At 58.1% G+C, this 19,931-nt stretch carries 17 protein-coding genes and 1 tRNA gene; 15 read left to right on the top strand and 3 right to left on the bottom strand.

What is annotated here, in order from left to right:
- Positions 1-35 precede the first annotated feature (35 nt).
- The 8 genes from VEH04_19650 (at position 36) to VEH04_19685 (ending at position 7,568) form a co-directional block, all read left to right on the top strand.
- Positions 36-671: a response regulator transcription factor gene (locus VEH04_19650; GenBank protein ID HYG24989.1), complete on the top strand. Its 636-nt coding sequence runs from the start codon at positions 36-38 to the stop codon at positions 669-671.
- Positions 672-756: 85 nt separating this feature from the next.
- A complete protein-coding gene (tgt, locus tag VEH04_19655; GenBank protein ID HYG24990.1) occupies positions 757-1,899 on the top strand; it encodes a tRNA guanosine(34) transglycosylase Tgt in 1,143 nt (380 codons plus the stop codon).
- Positions 1,900-2,009: 110 nt separating this feature from the next.
- The gene (locus tag VEH04_19660; GenBank protein HYG24991.1) at positions 2,010-2,696 is read left to right on the top strand and encodes a GDSL-type esterase/lipase family protein; all 687 of its coding nucleotides are present in this window, start codon (positions 2,010-2,012) and stop codon (positions 2,694-2,696) included.
- Positions 2,697-3,692 carry a family 43 glycosylhydrolase gene (locus tag VEH04_19665; protein ID HYG24992.1) on the top strand — a complete coding sequence of 332 codons (996 nt, stop codon included), beginning with the start codon at positions 2,697-2,699 and terminating at the stop codon, positions 3,690-3,692.
- A gap of 290 nt (positions 3,693-3,982) precedes the next feature.
- Positions 3,983-5,278 (top strand): nodulation protein NfeD, encoded by a 1,296-nt coding sequence (locus VEH04_19670; protein HYG24993.1) that lies wholly within the window; start codon positions 3,983-3,985, stop codon positions 5,276-5,278.
- Positions 5,279-5,358: 80 nt separating this feature from the next.
- Positions 5,359-6,075: a slipin family protein gene (locus VEH04_19675; GenBank protein ID HYG24994.1), complete on the top strand. Its 717-nt coding sequence runs from the start codon at positions 5,359-5,361 to the stop codon at positions 6,073-6,075.
- Positions 6,076-6,135: 60 nt separating this feature from the next.
- Positions 6,136-6,843 (top strand): tetratricopeptide repeat protein, encoded by a 708-nt coding sequence (locus VEH04_19680; GenBank protein HYG24995.1) that lies wholly within the window; start codon positions 6,136-6,138, stop codon positions 6,841-6,843.
- 158 nt (positions 6,844-7,001) lie between these two features.
- Complete coding sequence (locus VEH04_19685; GenBank protein ID HYG24996.1) at positions 7,002-7,568, top strand: c-type cytochrome; 567 nt, start codon at positions 7,002-7,004, stop codon at positions 7,566-7,568.
- Here VEH04_19685 and ppk1 read toward each other — a convergent pair.
- Entirely contained in the window at positions 7,521-9,740 is a 2,220-nt protein-coding gene (ppk1, locus tag VEH04_19690; GenBank protein HYG24997.1) for a polyphosphate kinase 1, read from the bottom strand. The genes VEH04_19685 and ppk1 overlap by 48 nt on opposite strands.
- Before the next feature lie 363 nt (positions 9,741-10,103).
- On the opposite strand from ppk1, the gene VEH04_19695 reads away from it, so the two are divergent.
- Positions 10,104-11,054, top strand: a complete 951-nt coding sequence (locus VEH04_19695; GenBank protein ID HYG24998.1) for a hypothetical protein — start codon at positions 10,104-10,106, stop codon at positions 11,052-11,054.
- A gap of 73 nt (positions 11,055-11,127) precedes the next feature.
- Here the strand turns inward: VEH04_19695 and VEH04_19700 are convergent, their stop codons facing one another.
- Positions 11,128-12,804 carry a 30S ribosomal protein S1 gene (locus tag VEH04_19700; GenBank protein ID HYG24999.1) on the bottom strand — a complete coding sequence of 559 codons (1,677 nt, stop codon included), beginning with the start codon at positions 12,802-12,804 and terminating at the stop codon, positions 11,128-11,130.
- A 551-nt stretch (positions 12,805-13,355) separates the two neighbouring features.
- Here VEH04_19700 and nuoB point away from each other — a divergent pair.
- The 4 genes from nuoB to VEH04_19720 are packed head-to-tail and all read left to right on the top strand — an operon-like array spanning position 13,356 to position 16,370.
- On the top strand, positions 13,356-13,868 hold the full coding sequence (gene nuoB / locus VEH04_19705; protein ID HYG25000.1) for an NADH-quinone oxidoreductase subunit NuoB: 513 nt from the start codon (positions 13,356-13,358) through the stop codon (positions 13,866-13,868).
- Complete coding sequence (locus tag VEH04_19710) at positions 13,868-14,542, top strand: NADH-quinone oxidoreductase subunit C (protein ID HYG25001.1); 675 nt, start codon at positions 13,868-13,870, stop codon at positions 14,540-14,542. Before nuoB ends, VEH04_19710 begins: the two co-directional genes overlap by 1 nt.
- The gene (gene nuoD / locus VEH04_19715) at positions 14,542-15,831 is read left to right on the top strand and encodes an NADH dehydrogenase (quinone) subunit D (protein ID HYG25002.1); all 1,290 of its coding nucleotides are present in this window, start codon (positions 14,542-14,544) and stop codon (positions 15,829-15,831) included. Before VEH04_19710 ends, nuoD begins: the two co-directional genes overlap by 1 nt.
- On the top strand, positions 15,828-16,370 hold the full coding sequence (locus tag VEH04_19720) for an NAD(P)H-dependent oxidoreductase subunit E (protein ID HYG25003.1): 543 nt from the start codon (positions 15,828-15,830) through the stop codon (positions 16,368-16,370). The genes nuoD and VEH04_19720 overlap by 4 nt, the downstream gene beginning before the upstream one ends.
- Positions 16,371-16,390: 20 nt before the next feature.
- Here the strand turns inward: VEH04_19720 and VEH04_19725 are convergent.
- Positions 16,391-16,464: transfer RNA gene (locus tag VEH04_19725), tRNA-Gln, on the bottom strand.
- Between the two features lie 171 nt (positions 16,465-16,635).
- On the opposite strand from VEH04_19725, the gene nuoF reads away from it, so the two are divergent.
- Positions 16,636-18,075 (top strand): NADH-quinone oxidoreductase subunit NuoF, encoded by a 1,440-nt coding sequence (nuoF, locus tag VEH04_19730; GenBank protein ID HYG25004.1) that lies wholly within the window; start codon positions 16,636-16,638, stop codon positions 18,073-18,075.
- A 156-nt stretch (positions 18,076-18,231) separates the two neighbouring features.
- Entirely contained in the window at positions 18,232-19,923 is a 1,692-nt protein-coding gene (locus VEH04_19735; protein HYG25005.1) for a molybdopterin-dependent oxidoreductase, read from the top strand.
- The last annotated feature ends 8 nt before the right edge of the window (positions 19,924-19,931 follow it).

Raw genomic sequence — 19,931 nt, forward strand, 5'->3', positions numbered from 1 at the left:
AGCCCGCCTGGCTTGCTGCAGTCGACCTTTCACTCGTGAAAAAGAAGAATTCAATCCGGCTCCTGGTTGTGGACGATCATCCTGCTTTCCGCATGGGCTTGATCGCGCTGATTCAAAGCGAACCTGATCTTGTTGTCGTGGGGGAGGCTGCGGATGGGCGCGACGTGGTGGAACTCTATCGCCAGCTGCAGCCGGACATTGTTTTGATGGATCTTCGACTTGGGCCCGAGTTCAGCGGCGTGGAGGCGATCATAGCCTTGCGCAAGGAATTTCCGGCGTGCCGGGTGATTGTTGTCACGACCTATGACACCGACGAGGACATCTACCGTGCGATCCAGTCGGGGGCGCAGTCGTATCTGCTCAAGGACATGTCGAAGGCCGATGTGATTTCAACGATTCGGGCGGTGCACGCGGGCGAGAAGCCGCTGCCGCCCAACGTGGCTCGGCGGCTCGCGAATCGATTGAAACGCGAGGAACTGAGTCCGCGCGAATTGGAAGTCCTGCAATTGATTGTCAAAGGTCGAAGCAACAAGGAAATCGCCGCGGCACTTTTCATTTCCGAGGATACTGTGAAGTCACGCCTCAAAAGCCTGTTCACGAAACTGGATGTGCAGGACCGAACGGAAGCTGCCATCACTGCAGTGCGCCACGGAATCGTGCACCTCGAGTAACCATTCAGAAGCGCGATCGCGCCATTCTCCGCGCCGCGCGCAAATCCTTTTGCGGCGCGGCGTGTTTCCACTAACACTCTCCGCGATGTTCGAGTTGTTGAAGTCGGATTCAGAAACGAAGGCACGATTGGGCCGCCTTAGCACCGCCCATGGCGTCATTGAGACGCCTGTCTTCATGCCCGTGGGTACGCAGGCGAGCGTGAAGGCGCTGGATCCGCGCGAGCTGCTCGAGATGGGCACGCAGGTCATCCTGGGCAACACCTATCACCTCAACATCCGGCCCGGCATGGACATCATCCGCGCCGCGGGCGGGCTGCATCGCTTCATGAACTGGAATCTGCCGATCCTCACGGACAGCGGCGGATTCCAGGTGTTCAGCCTCTCGAATATTCGCAAGATCCAGGCGCATGGCGTGGAATTTCGTTCACACCTCGATGGATCGCTGCTGTTTCTTGGCCCGAAGGAGGCGATGGGAATCCAGCGCGACCTGGGATCGGATATTGCAATGGTGTTTGACGACTGCCCCCCTCACACCGCGTCGGCGAAGGAATTGAAGGCAGCTGTTGAACGCACGATTCGATGGGCCGGTGAATGCCGGCAACAGGAGCGTGCTGCCGGCCAGCTGGTCTTTGGGATTGTACAGGGCGGGGCCGATGCCGCCATGCGGGAGCATTGCGCCAAGGCGTTGATTCAGCTGAATTTCGATGGGTATGCGATTGGCGGTGTGAGCGTGGGAGAACCTGAACCTGAAATGCTGAAGGCGATAGAGATCACGGAGCCGCACCTGCCAGCCAGCAAGCCCCGCTACGCGATGGGATTGGGTACGCCAGCGCAACTCGTGGAGCTGGTGGCGCGAGGCGTTGACATGTTCGACTGCGTCCTTCCCACGCGCGTGGCACGCAATGGAACGGCCTTTACGCACGGCGGCACGATCAGCATCAAGGGCGGCATGCACAAGACCGACTTCCGGCCGATCGAGGAAGGCTGCGAATGTTATGCGTGCCAGCACTTCACGCGCGCCTACCTGCGTCACCTTCTCAATGTGAACGAAATCCTCGGGCTGCGCATGTTGAGCGTTCACAACTCGCACATGTACCTGAAAGTCATGCGCGAAGTTCGGAGGGCGATTGGCGATGGAACGTTTGCCGACTATCGCCGCCAGTTCGTGGCGAACTACCGCCCGTCACAGAAGGTCATGCTGGCGCGCGCTGCCGCGGCTGACCGTTGACCTGGACGGCCTTCGCGGGAACGGGAGCGCGCGAGCGGTTTCGCCGTAACAACCCCAGTGACAAACGCGTCCTTGATCAACACGTTAGCTGGGTCAATTTCCGAAAGCCTATGAAACTGAAACGTTTTTTCCCTGCCGTCACTATCATTGGTTTTGCCCTCGCTCTTGAAGCAGCGGAACCTTCCCAGCCGAGCACCAACGCCACACGCGTTGCCTGCATCGGCGACAGCATCACGTTCGGCGTCGGCGTGAAGGACTTGAAAGCGGACGCCTACCCGGCGCAACTGGCGCGAATGCTGGGGGATCGGTGGGAGGTGAAGAATTACGGGGTCAGCGGAGCCACGATGATGAACAAGGGAGACCGTCCCTACCAGCAGCGCGCCGAGTACAAGGCTGCGCTGGCGTCGAAACCCGACGTCGTCGTCATTGCCCTGGGAACGAACGACAGCAAACCGCAGAACTTCGAAAAAAATCCTGACGATTTCCTGCCCAGCTACCGCGCCATGGTGAACAGCTTTCGCGAGACGAATCCTCGCATAAAGGTTTTTGTTTGCCTGCCGGTACCCGCCTTCCCGGAAAATGGAGGCATTCGAGACAGCGTCATCAGCGGGAAGATTATTCCTGAAATTCAGCGTCTCGCGCAGGAGGAGAATCTTTTCGTGATCGATTTGCATTCGGCTCTCGACGCGAAGAGCGAGCATTTTCCGGACAAGGTCCACCCGAACAAGGAGGGCGCGCGGCTGATTGCGAAGGCCGTTGCGGCAGCGGTGGCCAACGACCTGACCAAGGGAAACTAAATGACGACCCTGTTTTTAAAGATCATGCCGGGCGCGCTGCTTGTCGGAGTGCTGGCACTGAACTCGATTGCGGCTCCAGCACTGATCAAACCTGGGGAGGTATGGCCTGACGACCGTGGTCAGCATGTTCAGGCGCATGGCGGCGGCATCATCAAACTGGCCGGCACCTACTACTGGTTTGGCGAGGACCGCGGCCAGACGAACGCGCGCGGGAAACGTTTTGTCGCGTGTTATGCTTCGACCAACCTGGCGAACTGGACGTTCCGAAACCAGGTGATGCAGCAGGAGGATCCAGAGAACCTTGGCCCCGGCTGGGTGCTCGAAAGGCCAAAGGTTTTCTACAATGCAAAAACGAAGAAGTTCGTGATGTACATGCATCTTGACGATCGGCGTTACCAGTTTGCGCGGGTTGGCGTGGCGGTGTGCGATACAGTGGATGGCGATTATCAATACGTGAAAAGCTTTCGTCCGCTCGGATGCGAAAGCAGGGACATTGGCCAGTTCATTGATGATGACGGGTCCGCCTACCTGATCTTTGAGGATCGCCCGTCGAAGGGTTTTCACATCGCGGCGTTGTCGGAAGATTACCTCGATGTTGAAAAGGAGATTTGTTTTATCAAGTCACCGCTGGAAGGCGGAGCGGTTGTGAATTACAACGGGCTCTACTATGCGTTGGGCTCGGCGCTGACGGGGTGGAATCCCAATCCCAACAAGTATGCGACCGCCAAATCCCTTGCGGGCCCGTGGTCGGAATTCAAGGACATTGCTCCGCCCGAATCCAACACCTACGGCTCGCAGTCCACGATGATGTTGAAAGTGACAGGATCGAAGCAGACCTCGGTGATCTTCATGGGCGACATGTGGCGTCCGCGGACGCAGTGGGATTCGCGATATCTTTGGATGCCGCTTCAAATCGGAGACGGAGAATTACGGCTGCCTGAGCCGAAGCCGTGGACATTGGATATTGCAACAGGAGAAGCCGTGATTCGCGAGTAGTAGAAGCCCGTTTCAAAAACTCCTGCGCCAGGGGCATTCCGTTTTAGAGCATCAGGTTCGCATGCGGCATCAGCCGCCGGAGCGCCGGCTTACGATGATCGGCCAACCGGCGCAGGAACATTGACGAAGGAACCAGGACTGCTCGAATTCTGTGGCTCCTCTCGCAAAATTGCGCGTCAGCCGACTGCAAACCGGCGCTCCCGTGCTGACGTTTCGCCGTCAGTGCTTCGAATGGCGGAGGTTCTAGCAGTTGCGCGGTGGAGGTCTTCTGTTAAGGTGCCTTCGAGGTCATGAAGGTTTACTCAGCCATATTGCTGGCGGCGCAGCTCCTTGCATCCGTGGCAACCGTGTTCGGAGCGAACATTGGGCTGATCGAAATCAAAGGCGCCATCGGCCCCGCCACTGCTGGTTATATCTCGCGCGCGATCTCCGTCTCCGAGTCTCGCGGCGACGTTTTTCTGATTGTTCAACTCGACACGCCAGGCGGACTGCTGGATTCCACCAAGGACATCATAGAGCGCTTCTACTCGTCACGGGTTCCAATTGTCGTCTTCGTGGCGCCGTCCAGCGCAAACGCTGGCAGCGCGGGCACTTTCATCACAATGGCCGCGGATGTCGCAGCTATGGCGCCGCACAGCAGCATTGGCGCAGCGCATCCCGTTTCGATCGGATCGGGCGGCAATGTCGAAAAGACCGACGATGTCATGAAGCAGAAGCTGGAAAATTTCGCGAGCAGCTACATCGAGGGCATCGCCGAAAAGCGGGGTCGCAACGCCGAGTGGGCCAGGTCCGCTGTCAGGGAAAGCGCCTCAATCACTGCTGAAAAGGCCCTTGAGTTGAATGTCATCGATTTGATCGCCGCCGATATTCCCGACCTGTTGAAGCAGCTGAACGGGCGTGCGGTTCGAGATGCGGAACTGAACACCACTGGTTCCAACGTGGTGAAAATTCCGATGCAGCCGCGCGAACGTTTCTTCCAGTTGATGTGGCGGCCTGAGGTGATGTTTGTCCTCCTGCTGGTTGCGATCTACGGGATCATTGGTGAGATCAACAATCCCGGCACGCTGGTTCCCGGAATCGCGGGGGCCATTGCGCTGATCCTGTTTCTCTACATGTCAACCATTCTGCCGATCAATATTGCGGGCATTGCGTTGATCGTGCTCGCGATCATTTTGTTTGTGGCGGATGTCTACACGCCCTCCCACGGGGTCTTGAGTGTCGGCGGAATTGTTGCGTTCTTCCTTGGGGCGCTGATGCTGTTCAATCGTTCGGCGCCGGGATTTCACTTGTCGCTCGTTTATATCATTCCAGCCACGGCTGTGACCGCCCTGTTCTTTCTGTTCGTGGTTGCAGCGGGCCTGCGCGCGCAGCGCTTGCCGCCGCGAACGGGGTCCGAAGCGATGATCGGCCAGGTCGTTCCGGCACTGGACGCGATAGATGCTCGCCGGGGACGTGTGTTCATTGAGGGCGAATACTGGACCGCCGTTTCGGAGGAACCTGTGGAAAAGGATCGTCTCGTGGAGGTGGTTGGGATCGAGGGATTGAAACTGAAAGTAAGACCAAAACACGGAAAGAAATCTGCATGAACGAAATTTTGCCAACACTCGCCCGCTGGGGAACTGGGCTCTTTATCGCACTCGTGGTTGCCTCGTTCATCCTGCCGCAGATGGTTCGCATCCTGCGCGAATACGAGCGCGGGGTTGTTTTCCGCCTCGGCAAACTGCTGGGTGCCAAGGGGCCAGGTTTGATCTTTCTCATTCCGGTGGTGGATCGGATGGTCAAGATGGACCTGCGCGTTGTGACCATCGATGTCGCGCGGCAGGAGGTTATGACCCGCGATAACGTCCCGGTATCCGTCGACGCCGTCGTGTATTTCCGCGTCATCGATCCCACGGCCGCGGTCATCAAGGTGGAGAACTATTGGAAGGCGACGTCACTGATTTCACAAACAACGCTGCGCAGCGTCCTGGGACAGGCTGAGCTGGACGAACTTTTATCCCAGCGCGAGAAGATCAACCATACGTTGCAGGAGATCATTGATCGCCAGACCGACCCCTGGGGAATCAAGGTCACTTCCGTTGAGATCAAGGATGTGTCGCTGCCCGAAACGATGAAGCGCGCGATGGCCAAGCAGGCCGAAGCCGAGCGCGAGCGGCGGGCCAAGATCGTCAATGCCGAGGGTGAATTTCAGGCGGCCGAAAAGATGGTGCAGGCGGCATCGCTGATCAGCGTTGAGCCGATTGCCTTGCAGTTGCGTTACCTGCAGACGATGCGGGAGATTGCCAACGAACACAGCACAACCACGTTCATCCCTTTGCCGATTGATTTGTTCAGCGCCTTTCTCAACCGCAACAAAGATACGCGCACACCGCCCAACGCCTGACTTGAAAAGCCGCGGCTGAACCCTATTCTGAAGCGAATTCCAGATCAACCCAGGACACTGATGAACCGACGGACGTGGCAATCATTGGACGAGATGCGGAAAGCCGCAGAGGAGGGCGATGCGCAGGCGCAATGCTATCTGGGAGTGTGTTACCATACCGGCCAGGGACTGCCGCTCGATTACGTCGAAGCGGTCAAGTGGTATCGCAAGGCTGCCGACCGGAACGATCCCGTAGCGCAGTGTTATCTAGGCGTGTGTTATCAGAGCGGACTGGGCGTTCCGCAGGAATTCGGACAGGCCGCCAAGTGGTTTCGGGAAGCCGCGGAGCAGGGAGATCCCGCCGCGCAATTCAACCTCGGGGTTCTCTATGAGACGGGCCAGGGCGTAGCGCAGAATTATCACGAGGCTCTCAAATGGTATCACGCGGCAGCGGAACGCGGCGAACCGCAGGCACAGTTTAATCTGGGCGTGTTCTATGAACAGGGCCACGTCGTGCCGCAAAATTTCCAGGAAGCCGTCAAATGGTATCGCGCCGCCGCCGAGCAGGAAGTCGCGCCCGCGCAATGCAACCTCGGCCTGTGTTACCAGACAGGACGCGGCGTCGACAAAAGCCCGCAGGATGCCGTGCGATGGTTCATTCGCGCAGCACGACAGGGCGACAAAACCGCACAGCATAACCTCGGGGTGCATTACGCCATGGTGGAAGCCCAGTCCCAGGCTGCCGCAGAGGAAGCCGCCGCGCAGGCAGCGGAAGAGGCGCAGCAGTAGAACCCCGTAAATTCCTGGACGCCTCGCTTTTCGAGCGGGAGACCATGGTCGTATTGTCCAGGTTCTGCCCCCTGCTATTCTCCCTCCATCAGCTGGATGCAGCTCGCGCGTGATTGCGGGCGGGGCATCCAGGATTTTCAATCAAACCCCTGGAACCTATGAAAAACAAACGCATGTTTATTTTGGCCGTCCTTGGACTGCCGTTTGCCGGGTTGATCATGGCTGCGGTGTCGCACAAACAGGTGACTTCCGATCGCATTGCGCGAGGACAGTATTTGGTTGTTTATGGAGGTTGCAACGATTGTCACACCCCGTTGCAGATGACTGCGCAAGGTCCAGTGCCCGACATGAAGCGCATGTTGTCGGGCCACCCCGAAACGCTCCAGTTGCCGCCGCCTGAGCTCAAGGAAGGACCCTGGTTTGCAAAGACCGCCGGGATGACCGCCTGGGCGGGACCGTGGGGAATCAGCTATGCGCCGAACCTGACGCCCGATGTGGAAACCGGCATGGGAATCTGGACCGAAGCCATGTTCATCAGTGCAATGCGGACCGGCCGGCACATGGGTTCGGGACGCGAAATTCTGCCCCCGATGCCGTGGCGCAATGTGGGACAATTGAGCGACGAGGATTTGAAGGCCGTGTATGCGTATCTCAAGAGCATACCCGCGATCCGCAACTCAGTCCCCCGTCCGAGTCCGCCTCCCGGTGGCGCCGCGTTTGAGTAGGCGCGCTGGCTTTTGCACACGGGCGGAAGCGGGGTTCGCGTCATTGAAGGGGCTCCTCGCGACTTTCACCACTGCGAACCTGTGTTTTGCAGAGCGCGTTTTAGCCGGTCCTGATACGGCCAGCTCGGTGAATTCCATCTGGCTTCGCCGCGCCTTTTCGCCATTTGCCCGTTGTGGCGGAACGTAAGTGCCTTTCGATGTGAGCTCGCGCGCACGCGTATTGTCGGCCAGCGTAATGGCAAGCACTTCCCGAATGACCCGCTCTCGCAGCACGCCGTCGTCGATTGGAAACACGAGCTCGATGCGACGGAGAAAATTTCGCGGAAGCCAGTCCGCGCTGCTGAGAAATACCCGCGGCTGGCATCCGTTCTCGAAATAAAACACGCGGCTGTGTTCGAGAAAGCGGTCAACGACGCTGCGGACGCGAATGTTTTCACTCAGGTTTTTGACACCGGGACGAAGGCAGCAGACGCCGCGCACGATGAGATCGATCTCCACGCCAGCCTGCGAGGCCGTGTAGAGCGCGTCAATGATCGCCTGGTCTGCGAGTGAGTTGAGTTTCGCAATGATTCGGGCCGGCAGACCGCGGCGCGCGTTTTCGGTTTCGGCCGCAATCATTGCCAGCATTCGATCGTGCAGTTCGAACGGCGCCACGATCAGCCTCTCCATCGGCCGAAACTGCGAAATGCCCGTAAGCAGATTGAAGAAGTTGGTGACATCCTCGCCGATGTCTTCCCGGCACGTAAGCAATCCCAGGTCGGTGTACAGTTTTGCCGTGGATGGATTATAGTTCCCCGTCGCAAGGTGAACGTAACGGCGGATTTCGTGGCCTTCGCGGCGCACGATGAGGCAGCTCTTTGCATGAATCTTGTATCCCACCAGGCCATACACGACGTGGACGCCATTCTCCTCCAGCTGCCTTGCCCACTGGATGTTGTTCGCTTCATCGAAGCGGGCGCGAAGCTCCACAACGGCGGTCACCTGTTTGCCGTTTCGCACTGCGCGCTCAAGCGCGCCCACAATGCGCGGATCGCCGCCGGTCCGATACAGCGTCTGTTTCACAGCCAGGACGCCCGAATCCTCCGCCGCGTGCTGCAGGAGGTCAACGATGCTGTTGAAGGTCTCGTACGGATGATGCAGAAGGATGTCCTGCTTGCGAATCGTGGCGAAAAGATCTTCCGTATTTCGCAGCGGCAGTGCCACTGGAGGAACGAACGGCGGGTCGCGGAGTTCCGGGGAATGATCGCCCTGGTAAAGGATCATCAAGCGGCTTGGATTCAGCGGACCGTCGATGATGTAAACGTCGTCACGCCCGAGCCTCAGGGTTGATAGCAGCTCCTCTTCGATTTCGCTGGGGCATCCCTTCTCGATCTCCAGTCGAACCGCCTCGCCTTTTCGGCGGTTGTGCAACTGGTTCTCCACGGCCCTCAGCAGATTCGCGGTTTCTTCTTCATCAATATACAACTCGCTGTTGCGAGTGACCCGAAAAGCCCAGTAACCAACAATCCGCGTCCCCGGAAAAAGATCGGCCAGGTGATGGCCGATGACCTGGCCAAGATAGGCATAGGCGCGGGTGCCGTCTGTCCGGGGCAATTCGATCAACCGTGGAAGAATCCGCGGAATTTGAACCACAGCCATCTGCTGGAGCGTTTCGGTCCCTTTCTTCAGTTCCACCCGCACAATCAGGTTCAGCGACTTGTTCAGCAACTGCGGAAACGGGTGGGCGGGATCAATGGCGAGCGGCGTCAGCACGGGTCGGACCTGCGACCGGTAGAACGTGGAAGCCCATGCGAGGTCACGTTCACTGAGTTGCGATACGTGCAGGATTCGTATGCCGCTTTTATCAAGCTGCGGCATCAGCTCGTCCCGCCAGCAAGCATACAGATCTGACACCATGCGGCGCACACGGTCGACGACAGCGCGGAAGGTCTCGGTCGCAGTGCGGCCGTCGAGGCTTCGCTCCACGACGTCGCTTTCGATTTGCTGCTTCACGCCCGCAACGCGCACCTCGAAAAATTCGTCCAGGTTCGAGCTGGCGATGCAAAAGAACTTCAGCCGCTCCAGCAACGGCGTTTCGCGATCCTGTGCCTGGTCGAGCACCCGTTGATTGAACTCGAGCCAGCTCAGTTCCCGGTTCAAGTATCTTGGCGATGTTGGTGTTGGCGCGCTCACGTTGGATTTTCCTGGGCGCATGTTGCCCGAGACGGCGGCGCGCGCAAAGGGGCAAACACCCGGAATCGGCCCATCTTGACAGTGCGCTACGAGTCGGACGGTCTCGCCCGCAGCGAAGACCGCATGAGGGTGGCGTCACGCCATCCTGCCTGACCTAGAGGGCGTGCATCCTTGCCGCCCGGAAAAGCCGTTAAGCACGAGGCGACACTCAAATCCTCTCAATGCGGTCGGCTTCGTTTGAGGTTTCTTCCAACGGGCTGAAAGCCTGGTTCCATGGCTGTCAGGGAATGCCGGCCGACACGGGGCGGCGGCCGGTCCGTGTTTTCGCTTGGGCGGAGAACGGCGTGTTGTTCTAATCGCGCCATGTTTCCTCAGCGACGGGCGGTAATCGATGTCGGCACCAATTCAGTGAAATTGTTGGTGGCCGACGTGGCCAATGGCGAGGTGCGGCCGCTGATTGAAGAAAGCAAGCAGACGCGGCTCGGCAGCGGTTTTTATGAATCCCAACGGCTGCAACCGGAACCGATCGCGAAAACGGCAAAGGCGGTGCGCAAATTCGCCACGCATGCGCGGGATCACGGAGCGCTCTCGGTTCGCGTGATCGCGACCAGCGCGGCGCGCGATGCGGTCAATGCGGAGGAGTTGATCTCGGCAATTCAGGAAGCTTCGCGTTTAAACGTTGAAGTCATTTCCGGGGAGCAGGAAGCCGACTGGGCGTTTCGCGGCGTCACTACCGACCCGCGGTTTAGCCAATGTCCGTTGCTCATGTTCGATGTCGGAGGAGGCAGCACCGAGTTTATTTTGGGGGAAGGATCCCATCAGTTTTTTCGTCAAAGCTTCCCGATTGGAACCGTCCGGTTGCTGGAGAAATTGCCGCGCAGCGACCCGCCTGCCACCGGCGAGAAGGAACGCACGGCTCAATGGATTCGCGAATTCCTGGAACGCGAGGCGCTCACGAAGTTGGATGCGGCGAGGCAGGCGTTTCGCGATCAACGGCCAGACGCGCCTGCGTTCAAGCTGATTGGCACAGGCGGATCCACGACCATCCTCTCGCGCATGGAGCTGGAAATGGCCGACTTCGACCGCGGCCGCATCGAAGCGAATCCCATCCCGCGGGAGCGGATTCGCTGGCATGGGGAACATTTGTGGTCGATGCCATTCGCGAAGCGGCAGCAGATCGCGGGATTGCCGCCCAAACGCGCTGACGTGATCCTGAATGGCGTTCTTGTGTGCGAAACGGTGATGGAACTGATCGGATTCAACGAACTTTGGGTGAGCACGCGCGGACTGCGCTTCGCGGCTTTGATGCACTAGCCTTTTCACCGGAGCGTAAAAAAAACAGGCGAGCCGTTGCCGGCCCGCCTGTCGTGAATTCTGAGACGACGGATTATTCCTTGTCGTCGGTCTTCAATGCTTCGTCAGCTGCATCGAACGCGTGCTGGAGCGCGACGAGATCTTCGCCGGGCTTCAAGGCGTCGAGCACTGCCTGCTCGGCCTTCAACTGTTCAGGCGAGTAGTTGGCAGCCTTGATTGACAGACCGATCCGCCGGTCGCTCTTGTCGATCTTGATGACACGGGCGGTCACATCCTGGCCGACCTTGAGCACGTTCTTGATCTTGTCCACGCGGTCTTCGCTGATCTGCGAGATGTGCACGAGCCCATCGATGTCGTGCTGCAATCCCACAAACGCGCCGAAGCTTGCGAGTTTCGTGACCTGGCCGCTGACGAGGTCGCCGACCTTGTAGAGCTGGTCGATCTTTTCCCACGGATCAATTGCCAGTTGCTTCATGCCGACGGCGATGCGCTGGTTCGTCTTGTCGACTTCGAGCACAACGGCTTCGACTTCGTCGCCCTTCTTCAGCACTTCGGAAGGATGATTGATCTTGCGCGTCCAGGAGATGTCGGACACGTGGATCATGCCGTCCAGGCCTTCTTCCAGTTCGATGAATGCACCGTAGCTGGTGAGATTGCGGATCTTGCCCTTGACCTTGGTTCCAGGCGGGTATTTCTGCTGTGCCTGATCCCATGGGTTGCTCTCGAGCTGGCGGATGCCCAGGGAGATCTTCTGTTCCTCGCGATTGATTCCGAGGACGACCGCTTCGAGTTCCTGTTCCTGCTTGAGGACATCGGATGGCTTGGCGATTCGCTTGGTCCAGGAAAGTTCCGTGACGTGCACGAGGCCTTCGACGCCGGGTTCCAATTCGACGAATGCGCCGTAGGGAACGAGATTGACGACCTTGCCTTTGACCTTGGCGCCAATCGGGTACTTGGTTTCGATGTTGTCCCAAGGATTGGTCATCTTCTGCTTGAGGCCGAGGCTGACGCGTTCCTTTTCGCGGTTGATATCGAGCACGACCACGTCGATGTCCTGGCCGACCTTCAGCACCTCGGACGGATGGCCAATGCGACCCCAGCTCATATCGGTGATATGCAGCAGGCCGTCGATGCCGTTGAGGTCGATGAAGGCGCCGAAATCCGTGATGTTCTTGACCGTGCCTTTGCGGATGTCGCCAGGGGTCATTTCGGTCAGGAGCTTCTGGCGGCGCTCCATGCGTTCCTGTTCGATCAGTTCGCGGCGTGACAGGACGATGTTTTGGCGTTCCTGGTTGATCTTGACGACCTTGAAATCGTAGGTGTTGCCGACGTACTGCTGGAGATTCTTGGGCGTGGTGATATCGATCTGCGAAGCGGGGAGGAAGGCTTCGACGCCAATATTGACGAGCAAGCCGCCTTTGACGATGGCCTTGACCTTGCCGGCAATGATGCCGCCTTCGTTACAAATCTGGAGAATGCGTTCCCAGTTCTTCTTGAACTCAGCCTTCTCGCGCGAGAGGACGACCATTCCTTCCTTATCCTCGAGTTTTTCAATGAGGACGTCGACTTCGTCGCCGACCTTGCACGCTTTCACGTCATCGAATTCATTGCCGTTGATGACGCCTTCGCTTTTGTATCCGATGTCCACCATGACTTCCTTGGGGCGGACTTCGATGATAGTGCCTTTGACGATTTCGCCTGCTGCAAAGCGCAAATTGCTTTGCTTCAGGGCTTCTTCCATTGTGAGCATAATGCTTTAACTGACTGACTGGCGGAACAGGGGGCTGGGCAGCGAGTGGGGCTTACCGAGCTCCGATGCCTAACGGACCAGACGTTGCGGGGCAACGGAGGTAGAAGGTTAGGTTGTTCGTTAACTTCTTTTCTCAGCCTCAATGAACTTCCATCCTTCGTACTGTTGCTGAAGGACAGCCTGTCTTCCAAACTGCTTCGGAGGACAGGTCCGCACACGCGGCGTTCGGGCAGCGGGAAAGATAGGCCCGGCATGCCGGGACGCAAGGGCTTTTTTCAAATCCCCTTTGCGCAGCGCTGATCGATTGGCCATGGGTCCGAGAGTCATCTCGTGAATCTCTTTGCAGTGACGATAAAACCTCCTCGGCCCGTTCACGCCGCACTCGAGTCGAAACAGTAGCCGGAGCTCCGTCATGTTCGATCGGCGCGGGGATGAGTCTGCCGGACCGGGGTAGAATCCTGCCTTGTGAAAAAAATCACAAATTCAACTTGCCTGCTATTTTTACCGCAATTAGGTTCCCGGTGCCAGCCGCTTGGAAATGCAACGGGCTTATGCAGACTCAGACAGAAATTGGCTACAACTCGAAAATCGAAGGTGATGTCGTTGTCACCCGGGTTGATGCTGCCCTGAATTGGTTTCGAAAGAATTCCCTGTGGCCGATGCCCATGGGCCTTGCCTGTTGTGCGATCGAATTGATGGCCACGGGCGCCAGCCGATTCGATATTTCACGCTTCGGTGCTGAGGTGATGCGGTTCTCACCGCGTCAGTCGGACGTAATGATCGTTGCGGGCACTGTGACTTACAAAATGGCTCTGGCCGTGCGCCGCATCTACGACCAGATGGCGGAACCCAAGTGGGTCATCGCGATGGGCGCCTGTGCTTCAACCGGCGGTATGTATCGAAGCTACGCCGTCTTGCAGGGCGTCGATCGGATCCTGCCGGTGGACATCTATGTGGCGGGCTGCCCTCCACGCCCTGAGGCGCTGCTGGACGCGTTGATTCGATTGCAGAACAAAGTGGGGAAAGAGCCGATCGTCGCCACCCAGAAAAAAGTCGCGGCTTGATGACGGCGCTTGAACTTGCTGAGAAGTTAAAGGCTCAGTTCGGCGATCTCATCGCCGGGCCAGCGGAGTTCCGCGGAGAAATTGCCCTGCGCGTCCTGGATTCCGACCAAATCGCCCACGTATGCGGCTTCGCGAAGATCAAGCTGGGCTTCAATTACCTCGTCGACGTGAGCAGCGTGGACAATTATGGCGACGATCCTCGTTTCACCGTGGTTTATCACCTCTATGGCATTGAGCACCGATGCTATCTTCGACTGAAAACGGATGTTAGCGAGGAAAAGTGCGAGGTGCCGACAGTCACTGGCATATGGCGGACCGCGGATTGGCACGAGCGCGAGATTTACGACATGATGGGAATCCGATTCACGGATCACCCGGACCTTCGCCGGATCCTGATGTGGGAAGGCTATCCGTATTTCCCGTTGCGCAAGGACTTCCCCCTGGCCGGCAAGTCGAGCGACATGCCTGACATTGCTTTTAGCCGGCCCGCTCCGCTCGAAGGAGGCCCGTTCGTCACGGTTGCAGGCGGGAAAGATACCATTTCGCGGGAACCGCGCGTTCGTATTCCTGAAACGGATTCGGTCGAGCTGAACAATCGAATCGAACGCCGCGATGACGTCCGAAAGGCGCACGGTGAATCGTTTGGGCCCGGCCCAAAAGAACACAAATCGTAATGGCTGAAGTTCGAGACATTGAAATCAGGGACGCCGCCGGGACGGCTGCGGCAGCTGCGCAAAACGCAGGCCTCGCGGATGACCTGCAGGATATGAGCGGCGAAAAGATGGTCCTCAACATGGGCCCATCGCATCCTTCGACGCATGGAGTTCTTCGCATCGTGCTCGAGCTCGACGGGGAGACGATCACGAAGGCGATGCCAGACGTGGGTTATTTGCATCGAGGCGATGAGAAGATCGCCGAGAACATGACCTACACTCAGTTCATCCCTTACACGGATCGGCTGGATTACCTTGCCCCGCTCGCGAATAACGTTGCCTACGCACTTGCGGTTGAGAAGCTCCTCGGGATCGACAAGGAACTCCCGCTTCGATGCCAGTACATCCGCACCATCTGTGTTGAGCTGGCGCGCATTTCGTCGCATCTGCTCGGGATTGGGTGTTTCGCGATGGACGTGGGTGCGATGACCGTGTTCCTGCACACATTCACCGAGCGCGAGAAGATCTACAACCTTTGCGAAGCCCTGACGGGCGCGCGATTTACCACGACTTACACGCGCATTGGCGGGGTTTCCCGTGACACGCCTCCTGGCTGGTGTGCGGCCGTCGAGAAGTTCCTTGATGAGGTTCTCGTCAACATCGATGAAACCGAAACGTTGCTCACGCGCAATCGGATTTGGGTGGATCGCACGCGCGATGTGGGAGTGATCTCGAAGGAGGATGCGATCGATTACGGGTTGACGGGCCCGAACCTGCGCGCCAGCGGCGTTGAATTCGACCTTCGAAAGGACCAGCCCTACCTGATCTACAACGAACTCAAGTTCGAGATTCCGATCGGCTCGGTCGGCGATTGTTACGATCGTTATCTCGTTCGCATGGAAGAAATGCGGCAGAGCGTGAAGCTGATCCGCCAATGCCTCGCGAAAATTCCTGGTGGATTCGACAATGCGTCCAGGGAGCCCGTGAATGTTTCGGATGGGAAAATCGTGTTGCCGTCCAAGGGCAAGGTGATGACAAGCATGGAAGAGTTGATCCATCATTTCATCAACGTCACCCAAGGCATCAATGCACCTCCGGGAGAAGTGTATTTTGGACATGAAAATCCGAAGGGCGAGCTCGGCTTTTACATCAACAGCAAGGGCGGCGGCACTCCCAATCGGCTGAAGATCCGCGCCCCATCGTTTGTGAACCTCAGCATCCTTCCGCACCTGCTGCCGGGCCACATGATGAGTGATACCGTCGCGATTCTGGGATCGTTCGACTTCGTGATGGGAGAATGCGATCGATGAACCTCGGAACCGTCACTGAACCTATTCCAAACGCATTGCGCAGCCAGCCTGGCTTCGCGATTCCAGCATCGCTTGAAGCGGAAATTGATGAGCTGATCACGCACTATCCAGTGAAACGAAGCGCGTCCCTCATGCTGCTGCACGCAGTGCAGGAGCACTTCGGATGGATTTCGCAGGAGGCGGTGGAATGGATCGCGAAGAAGCTGGAGCTGCAGCCGATCAATATCTACGAACTGGTGACCTTTTACCCGATGTTCCGTCACCAGCCGATGGGCAGGTTTCAGATCAAGGTGTGCCGCACTTTAAGCTGCGCGCTGGGTGGAGCGTATGAGCTTCACAAACATTTTTGCGAGAAGTTCGGCCTCGATCCTCACGGCCATGGGCCGCAAACGACGAAGGACGGACGTTTTACCGTCGAATTCGTGGAGTGCCTGGCCAGTTGCGGAACGGCTCCCGTGATGATGGTCAACGATGATTTTCACGAGGGCGTCAGCCATGCGAAAGCCGACGAAATTGTGGCTAAATGCAAGGGAGCATGAAGAGCGTGAAACATGGAAGTTGGCTGCCCGACATGGATTTGAACCATGACAAACAGATCCAGAGTCTGCTGTGCTACCGTTACACCATCGGGCAGGCCGGAGCGGGTTGTAAGCTAGACGCTTTGGCGCTGCAGTCAAGGCTGCTTCCCCGAACCGAGGCCGATTTAACCGCGGAGACGCGGAGCCGCGGAGTATCAACGGCAACAGCCTGCAAATCTCCGCGCCTCCGCTACTCCGCGGTGAACCACGTTGCATCAGATTAACAATGCCGCACGAATTCAAATTGATTTTGAAGCACGCCGATGAGGCGGGTTACACGCCCGACATCGAGTGCTATTTGCGGCACGGTGGCTATGAGGCGCTCAGGAAGGCGCTTGCGCTTCCGCTGAAGGATCTGCCCGATGGCAAGAAGGTTTCAGGGCAGGAACAGATCCGCGATGAAGTCAAAGCGTCGGGATTGCGCGGCCGCGGTGGCGCTGGTTTTTCCTGCGGCTTGAAGTGGAGTTTCGTTGATCGAAGGAGCGGGAAACCGATTTACCTGATTTGCAACGCGGACGAGTCTGAACCCGGCACATTCAAGGATCGCCAAATCATACACAAGGATCCGCATCAGTTGATCGAGGGGATGATCATCTCCTGCTACGCCAATGGCGTGAATCTCGCCTATATCTACATCCGCGGCGAAATGCCACAAGGCGCGAAGCTCCTGAACCAATGCCTGAAGGAAGCGCGCGCAAAAAATTTCCTTGGGAAGAATATCCTTGGCAGCGGCTACGACCTGGAAATCCATGTGCATCGCGGTGCAGGCGCTTACATTTGCGGCGAGGAAACCGGGCTGATCGAATCACTCGAAGGCAAGCGCGCCTATCCACGCATCAAGCCGCCGTATTTCCCCGCAGTGCTCGGGCTCTACATGTGCCCGACGATCGTCAACAACGTCGAGACCCTGTGCAACGTGAAGCACATCGTCGATATGGGTGCGGGCGAATTTGCGAAGCTCGGGACGCCGAACAACACGGGCACGCGCATCGTCAGCCTCAGCGGCCACGTCAAGAAGCCTGGCTATTACGAGATCGAGGTGGGCAAAGCGACGATTGGCGAGTTGATCAACGATCCTGTTTTCGGCGGCGGGCTGCGTGACGGCCGCAAGCTCAAGGCAGTCATCCCGGGCGGCTCTTCGTCGAAGGTCCTGAAGGCAGGTGAGAAGTTCAAGCTCAAGCGCAAGGTGGATGGCAAGGACGTTGAGCAGGAAGTCGACATGCTCGACCTGCCTTACGATTTTGATTCACTCATCCAGGCGGGAACGATGTCAGGCTCGAGCGCGATCATTGTGATCGATGACTCGGTCAGCGCAGTGGATGCGCTGGCGAATCTCAGTGAGTTCTACGCCCATGAGAGTTGCGGCCAGTGCACTCCCTGCCGTGAAGGATCGCTCTGGATGAGCAAGGCGCTGCACCGGCTGACGCATGGGGAAGGACGCAAGGGCGACGCGGATTATCTTGTAAAGATCGCGGACAACATCCCTGGAGGCCGAACCATCTGCGCTTTTGGGGAAGCGTGCTCGTGGCCGGTGCAGAGTTTCGTCGGAAAATTTAAGGACGAATTTGTCGCCCGCGGTGCCGCGGACGAGGAGCGCTATGCGGCGGAACAAAAGGCCGCTGCGCCGACGAGTGAGTTGAAACTTGCGGCAAGCCCGCACCATTGATGAGCCGAACCTTGCATATTCACCTCGGAGACGCGGAGGCGCGGAGATCGGATGAGCTTACCGATAAGGTGATAGGCGCCTGCGTTAGGCGGATCGTAAATCAATTTGCGGAACTCTCCGCGTCTCCGCGTCTCCGTGGTTCAATCACAGCGTAAAATGTTCAACGCTACAACAACCGAGACGAAGCAAACGCCGCCGCCGGTCGAAACGATCAAGGTGAAGGTGGACGGACGGGAGGTCGATGTCCCCAAGACCACGATCGATCCCATTACAGGGAAGCCTGTGCCGACCACCATGATCCAGGCGTGCAGCGCCGTTCGCGTGGACGTGCCGCACTATTGCTATCATCCCAAGCTCCCCATCGCCGGCAACTGCCGCATGTGCCTCGTCGAGTTCGGAACGCCCGCGCTGGGGCCTGATCGCAAGCCCATCATCAATCCCGACGGAACGCCGAAGATTGCGAAGTCACCGCGACCAGCGATCGCATGCGCGACGCCCATTTCCCCAGGAATGGAGATTTACACGAATACTCCCGCCGTGAAGCAGATGCGGGAAGGCGTGCTCGAATCGCTGTTAATCAATCATCCGCTGGACTGCCCAATCTGCGACCAGGCCGGGGAATGCAAGCTGCAGGAATATTCGGTCGACTATGGCCAGGCCGCGAGCCGCTTTGTGGAACCCAAGGTTCACAAGCCGAAGCGCGTCGACCTTGGGCCGCGTATTGTCCTGGACGCGGAACGCTGCATCCTTTGCACGCGCTGCATTCGCTTCACCAAGGATGTGGTTGGCGACGATGCCCTGGGCATCGTGAATCGTGGCAGCTTCAACACCATCACTGCGTATCCGGGCAAACCTTTCGACAACAACTATACGCTGAACACGGTGGACATCTGCCCGGTCGGCGCGCTGACGTCGAAGGACTTTCGATTCAAGATGCGCGTTTGGTTCCTGAAGGAAACCAAGAGCGTCTGCACGAGTTGCGCCACGGGCTGCAACATCATCGTTGGATCGCGCAACGAGACGGTGTTCCGCTATGAGCCGCGCGAGAACGATGCGGTGAACGTCACGTGGATGTGCGACTACGGCCGGCTGAATTACAAATGGATCAATCGGCCGGATCGGCTCACTCAGGTGCTCGGACCCGGGGGGCGGGTGCTGGGATGGGCGGACGCGTTGCGGCAGATTTCGGACTTGTTGAACAGTGCGGCGCAAGGATCCGTGGCAGTGATCGCCTCGGCGCGGCAGACGAATGAAGAACTATTTCTGTTGAAGAAGCTCGCCAGCAAATTTGGCGCAATCACAGATTCGGTTCCGCGCGTCGGCGAAGGCGATCGACTCCTCCTGAACGAGGATCGCAACCCAAATACAAACGGCGCGCGGCTGACGGGCATCTGCTTCACCGAGATGGGCGACCAGATCCCGAAAATCGCGCAGGGCATCGAAAGTGGAACCATTACGACGTTGATTGTCTTTGGTGAAGATGTGACGACGTGCGGAATTGAAGCGGCCACGCTCGGCAAGGTGCCCACGCTCATCGTGAGCGATATTCTGCCCAACGAAACGATCAGGCGTGCGACGTATTTGCTGCCTGGCTGCGCCCATGCGGAGAAGCGCGGGACGTTCACCAACACCAAGGGCCGGGTGCAGAAGTTCATGAAAGCCATTGAGCCGCGCGGCGACGCCCGGCCTGAGTGGGAATTCCTGCATGAGCTCGTGTTGAACGTGACCAAGCAGGACGGCTTCAAGAGCATCGAAGGCCTGTTCAACCTCATGGCCCAGGAGGTTCCCGCGTTCAAGGGACTCACGTGGGCAACGCTGGGCGACACGGGAATAACGGTGGAGATTTGATTCCGCGC

The organism is Verrucomicrobiia bacterium, from assembly GCA_035629175.1.
GTDB lineage: Bacteria > Verrucomicrobiota > Verrucomicrobiia > Limisphaerales > DASXHY01 > DASXHY01.